Here is a 5,809-nt window from a genome sequence, read left to right on the forward strand (position 1 = left end):
CGCCGTCGAATCTTCTCCTCGTCGGCGGGCCCCCGCCCGAAGCGAAACCCCGCGCCCCGGGCGCCGTCCCGCGGCAGCCGCTCCGCCAGCGCACCGGTGGTGTTCAGGGCGATCCGGCCATGCTCGGCGAACTCGGGACCGGCGGCCAGGCCCACCTTCTCCGCGACGACCTCGGTGCAGCGGATCGGATCGGAGAACACCTCGATCGTCCACAGCACCAGATAGTGCCAGCCCAGTGATTCGAAGGCCGCAGGCCGCTGCCGGGAGCGCTCACGCACACTCATCGCCGCGTAGGTGTCCGTGCCGTCGGAGACCATCGCCAGAGGCACCACCGGTGACTGCGGGCTGATCTTCCGCGGGCAGGCCGCCAGATCCAGCGTGCCGCGGAATCCGTCCTCCACACGACCGCCGCGAGCGCGGATCCGGTCCACCAGGTCCAGCACCAGCGGGTCCTTCAGGGAACCGGAGCCGGAGGGGTTGTCCTCTGCACGCAGACCCAGCTCGATCAGGCGCCGCATCAGAGCGGCTCCGGACTCCAGCCGGGCAGGGTCCAGGTCCTCGGGCGCCAGAGACGTCACCACGGTCAGCTCGCCGCGCGCCCGCGTCGTCGCCACGGCGAACAGCTCTTCGCCGCGCGGCTCGGAGAGCTCTCCGAAGTGATGCACCGGTTCGCCCTTGATGCTGCGCCCATAGCCGAGAGAGAAGATCACTCGGTCCCGCACCAGATGGTGAGCACGTTCCACCGGGGCGACGACGAAGTTCTCCCCCTCGTCAGAGTCGAAGAAGGGCCGCGCCCAGCTGTGGTTGGCCAGGTTCACCCGGATCGCATCCGCCACGCGCCGAGCATGCCACTCGGAGCCGGTGACCACCGCCAGCGACCGGTCCTTGCTGGTGCGCACGTGGTCGAAGACCATGTCCACCACCCGGTTGACCTCCACGGTCGGAGACTCCACCGAGTCGCGTGCCCCCGGTCGGCCCAGGGCGTCACCGAGGTGCTCCACCATCAGACGGCGGCCCTGCCCGGTCAGCTGGGCGGCATCGGGCAGACGCTCCAGATCCCCCTCGTAGAGCGCTTCGGAGAGCAGCTCGGTCAGCTCCTGGTCCACACCCCGGTGCACCCGGCGCAGCCGGTGCTGCGGGAGCACCTCGGCAAGCTCCGCGAAGATCGACGTCGGCACCTGCTGCCCCGCCTCGCGGGCCGCGGGATCCGCCGACACGTGGAAGGGCTTCGGGGTGCCGGAGACGGGGTCGCCGAAGGCGATGACCTGCTCGGCCCGGGAGATCGGGCCCAGCGCGGCCGGCACCGACAGCGTCTCCGCGTCCAGCAGGATGACCGTGTCGAAGCGGGCCTGTGCCGGGAACTGCTCGGCCACACCCAACGGAGAGCTGGTCCATACCGGCACCAGCGGCTGGGTGAGCGCGCTGTCGACGGCGTCCAGCCCGGTCACGGTGGGCTCACCGTCGCGCAGCAGCTCCTTGAGCCGGGCTGCAGCCTCCGGGTGGGATTCGACGGCGGACTTCCAGCGCACCGCCAGCGCGTGGGTCAGCCGCTGCGCGCCGGTCTCCACATGGGCGGCGTCGGCGGCCCGGAACTCGGCCTCGATGCTGCGGAGATTCTCCCCGGTGGTCATGGCCAGGTAGTCGTCGCCCGAGATCATCGCCTCCAGCGCGGACTGCCACCAGGCCAGCTCCAGCTCGTCGGCGACACGCTCGGCGGGGACCTCGCGGGCGGAGAAGTCGTCCATCAGCTCACGGAAGCCCTGCTCACGCAGCTGCTCCGTGACCAGGGTGCGCTCCGGCAGCGTCTCCAAGGGCTTCTCATCCTCGGCGAGAGTCTCCACCGTGGAGATCATCTCCTCGGCCGGCATGTCCAGCAGATCCCGGTCGGCGTCGTCCTCAGGATCCACCGGCCGCAGCACGCCCACCAGCTTCTCCAGCCGAGTCTGCACATGCCCGATGATGTCGGCCAGCCGGTCCAGGCTCTTGGGCACCTTCGGCTGGGAGTCCTCCACGGCGTGCCGGGACCACTCCTCCCGCTCGGTCTGCACCTCGATCAGCGAGGAGTGCAGATCGTTGATCGACACCCCGGGGCGGACATACTCCTTGGCGACCCGACGCAGCCGGGAGCGTGCCATGGAGCTCATCTCGATCTCGTGCTGGCGGCGCCACCAGCCGGGTGCGGTGGCGGCGATCAGGTCGTCGACCGGCTTGGCATAGACGTCATGGCTGAACCGGCCCAGCGACTCCTGGACCCGCTGGAACAGCAGCACCTGGGCGTGCCAGTCGGTGAAGCTCTCCCCCATCCTCAGGCCGGTCACCGCGGTGGCGACCTCCATCTGCGCCTTCAGCTTGGGGAGCTCCTCGCGGAGATCCTTCACCAGGGCCATCGCGTCCTCGGTCTCCTGGCGATTCCGCAGCCGGGCGTTGTACCAAGGGCTGTTCCGGGTCTCCGAATCGAAGGCGCCCAGCTCCGCGGCGCGACGCAGCTTCACCGTCACCTGGCTGCGGTCCACCGTGTTGTCCAGCACCGAGCGCTTCAGCCGCACGGCGGTCGACGGCGCCGGGTTCAGCGAGGTCAGTGCGGCCAGGGCCTGCATGGCCTGGTAGGGCGAGCAGTTCCAGCGGGAGCGCACATTGTGCAGGGACTTCACGTGGTCCAGCAGCTGATGCCGCCGGTCCACGAGACGCTGATGCAGGGCGGCCAGGCGCGGGGGCTCCGCCCGTTCGGCACGTTTGATGGCCCGCACCATCTGCTCCCGCAGGTCCTCGCCCGTGGTGGAGGCCGGCACGTGCAGCGCCAGCGTCCCCAGCCGGGCGTCCTTCAGACGACGGCGGAGCTCCTCCAGAGTGGAGGTGCGCTCAGCGACCACCAGCGTGCGGCGGCCGGTCCAGGCCAGAGCCGCCACCGCGTTGATCGCCGTCTGGGTCTGGCCGCTCCCTGGAGGGGCCGAGACCACCATCGAGGCTCCGGCCTCGACGGCGTCCAGCACGGCCTGCTGATCCGGGTCGGCGTCGAGGACAAGCTTCTCCTCCCGGGGGTCCCGCTCGTCCACCGGAGGGGCCTGAACCTCGGGTCCGGCCAGGCGGTCGGAGGTCGCCAGCGCACGCAGCACCGGGTGCTCGCGGTCGAGGGCCTCCGGGTTTCCCAGGTCGGCGAGGTCCGCGAAGGTGGAGATGTAGGTCTGTCGCCACACCTGCAGGGCATCCACGGAGTCGGCCACCAGGCGGCTGAGCAGCTCAGCGGTCCGGACAGGGTCGAAGCGGGCTGTGGCGTAGCCTGCGGCGTGGAACTCCTCCGCGTCCAGCGTGATGCCGTGCCGGCGGTCCATGTGGCGAGCCAGGGCGGGATTCAGCCGGGCGGGCGCGGAGAACTGGATCTCGTAGTCGTCGTTGTCCGGGCGGGGCCTCAGCGTGATCGGCACCAGCATCACCGGAGCGGTGAACTGCTCGGCGCCGGCGTCGGTGGTCTCGGTCCAGGAGGCGATGCCCGCGGCGAGGAAGCCGACGTCGATGCCACGCTCCTCGGCCATCTCCCGCACCTTGGCGCGGATGCCTCGAGCGGCCTCGCGTCCGGCGGCGAACGCGCCGGATTCGTTGAGCAGAGTGGACAGCCGCGTCCGTCGGCCGGCCAGCAGCTGCATGAGCCCGGAGGAGTTGGACTCGGTGAGGTCGACGGCATTGTGCTGGGAGGGGGTGAACCGCAGCATCGTGTCGTTCTCCGTGCCGGAGTGCAGCGCCTCCACCCAGGCCGTCACCGGGTCGTCGGCCTGCGAGGTGCGGATCTCCGCGAGCTCGCTCTGCGTGAACTCGGAGGTGTCAGCCGGCTGGAAGTCATCGGATGACGCCTCGGCCGACTCCTCGGCCTCGGCCGCGGCTTCGATCTCCTCCGCGGACAGCTGGGTCCTCTCCTCAGACGTGGACTCGTCTCTGCTCACTTCTGACCTTCCGGCAGGATCACCTTCACATGGACGTGTGATGCTAGATCATTCCCATTCGATAGTCCCCGGGGGCTTCGAGGTCACATCGAGAGTTACCCGGTTGATCTCCTGGACCTCATTGGTGATGCGGTTGGAGATGCGGGCCAGCAGGTCGAAGGGCAGGCGCGACCAGTCAGCGGTCATCGCATCCTCGGAGCTGACCGGTCGCAGCACGACCGGGTGCCCATAGGTGCGACCGTCACCCTGGACGCCCACTGAGCGAACATCGGCGAGAAGCACCACGGGCATCTGCCAGACCTCGCCGTCCAGGCCCGCGGCGGTGAGTTCCTCACGGGCGATGGCGTCGGCGCGGCGCAGGATGTCCAGACGCTCGGCGGTGACCTCTCCGATGATGCGGATGCCCAGCCCCGGCCCCGGGAACGGCTGGCGCTGGACGATCTCCGCGGGCAGCCCCAGCTCGGCGCCCACGGCACGCACCTCGTCCTTGAAGAGGCTGCGCAGCGGCTCGACGAGCTTGAACTGCATGTCCTCGGGCAGCCCGCCCACATTGTGGTGAGATTTGATGTTGGCCGCGCCCTCGCCGCCGCCGGACTCGACGACGTCGGGGTAGAGGGTGCCCTGGACGAGGAACTCCACGCGAGCACCCTCGGCGGCGGCCTCCTGCAGCACGGCGGCCTCCGCGGCCTCGAAGGCGCGGATGAACTCGCGGCCGATGATCTTGCGCTTCTGCTCCGGATCCGTCACCCCGGCCAGGGCGCCGAGGAAGCGGTCACGCTCGTCGGCCACATGCAGCTTCGCCCCGGTGGCGGCGACGAAGTCCCGCTCCACCTGATCGGCCTCGCCCTCACGCAGCAGTCCGTGATCGATGAACACACAGGTCAGCTGCTCGCCGACGGCCTTCTGGACCAGGGCGGCGGCGACGGCGGAGTCGACGCCGCCGGAGAGCCCACAGATGACCCGGGCGTCGCCGACCTGCTCGCGGATCGCCGCGACCTGCTCCTCGACGATGTTGCCGGTGGTCCACTCCGGGGTCAGGCCGGCGCCGTCGTAGAGGAAGTTCTCCAGCACCCGCTGGCCCTGCGGGGAGTGCTTGACCTCCGGGTGCCACTGGACGCCGTAGAGCCGACGCGCCTCGTCGGCGAAGGCCGCCACAGGGGCGCCGTCGGAGCAGGCCAGGACCTCGAAGCCCTCCGGTGCACGCTGCACCGAGTCCGAATGGGACATCCAGGTGGTCTGCACCGTGTCGGTGCCGTCCAGCAGCGAGTGCGGCGCCGTGGTGGAGCGCACCTCCGTCTTGCCGTACTCACGATCGCCGGTGCGGGCGACCTCCCCGCCCAGGGCGTGGGCCATGGCCTGGAATCCGTAGCAGATCCCGAGCACGGGGATGCCGGCCTCGAAGAGCGCGGACTCCACCGCCGGGGCGCCCTCGGCGTACACGCTGGAGGGGCCGCCGGAGAGGATGACCGCCGAGGGGCGACGATCGATGATCTCCTGGGCCGAGAGCGTGTGCGGGACGACCTCGGAGTAGACGCGCGCCTCACGGACGCGGCGGGCGATCAGCTGGGCGTACTGGGCGCCGTAGTCGACCACCAGCACGGTCTGCGCGCTGTGGGCCGGGCGTCGGCGGCGGGGGCGGGGCTCTCAGATGTCACCCGACCATCCTACCGGTGACTCCCCACCCCTGCTGGGCACTCCCTGCTGGGCACTGACCGCGGGGCACCGTCGGGCGTCCTCACTGTTTGACGGAGCCCAGCATGATCCCCCGCACGAAATACTTCTGCAGGAACGGATACAGACAGATGATCGGCAACGTGGTCAGCAACATCGTCACCGCCCGCACATTCGACGCGATCTGCGTCGCCTCCGCCGAT

The 5,809-nt window shown here is 70.2% G+C and carries 2 protein-coding genes and 1 pseudogene; all 3 read right to left on the reverse strand.

All coding sequences use genetic code 11. The features are described 5' to 3' along the window. Positions 1–3,935: DUF4011 domain-containing protein (locus BCY76_RS16710; RefSeq protein WP_085437944.1), on the reverse strand; the 3,935-nt coding region annotated here is incomplete at its 3' end. 48 nt (positions 3,936–3,983) lie between these two features. After that, positions 3,984–5,534 carry a glutamine-hydrolyzing GMP synthase gene (guaA, locus tag BCY76_RS16715; RefSeq protein WP_085437945.1) on the reverse strand — a complete coding sequence of 517 codons (1,551 nt, stop codon included), beginning with the start codon at positions 5,532–5,534 and terminating at the stop codon, positions 3,984–3,986. Positions 5,535–5,670: 136 nt separating this feature from the next. After that, positions 5,671–5,809, reverse strand: a pseudogene (locus BCY76_RS17800) (carbohydrate ABC transporter permease); the annotation flags it as partial.

The organism is Nesterenkonia sp. PF2B19 (genome assembly GCF_001758425.2).
GTDB lineage: Bacteria > Actinomycetota > Actinomycetes > Actinomycetales > Micrococcaceae > Nesterenkonia > Nesterenkonia aethiopica.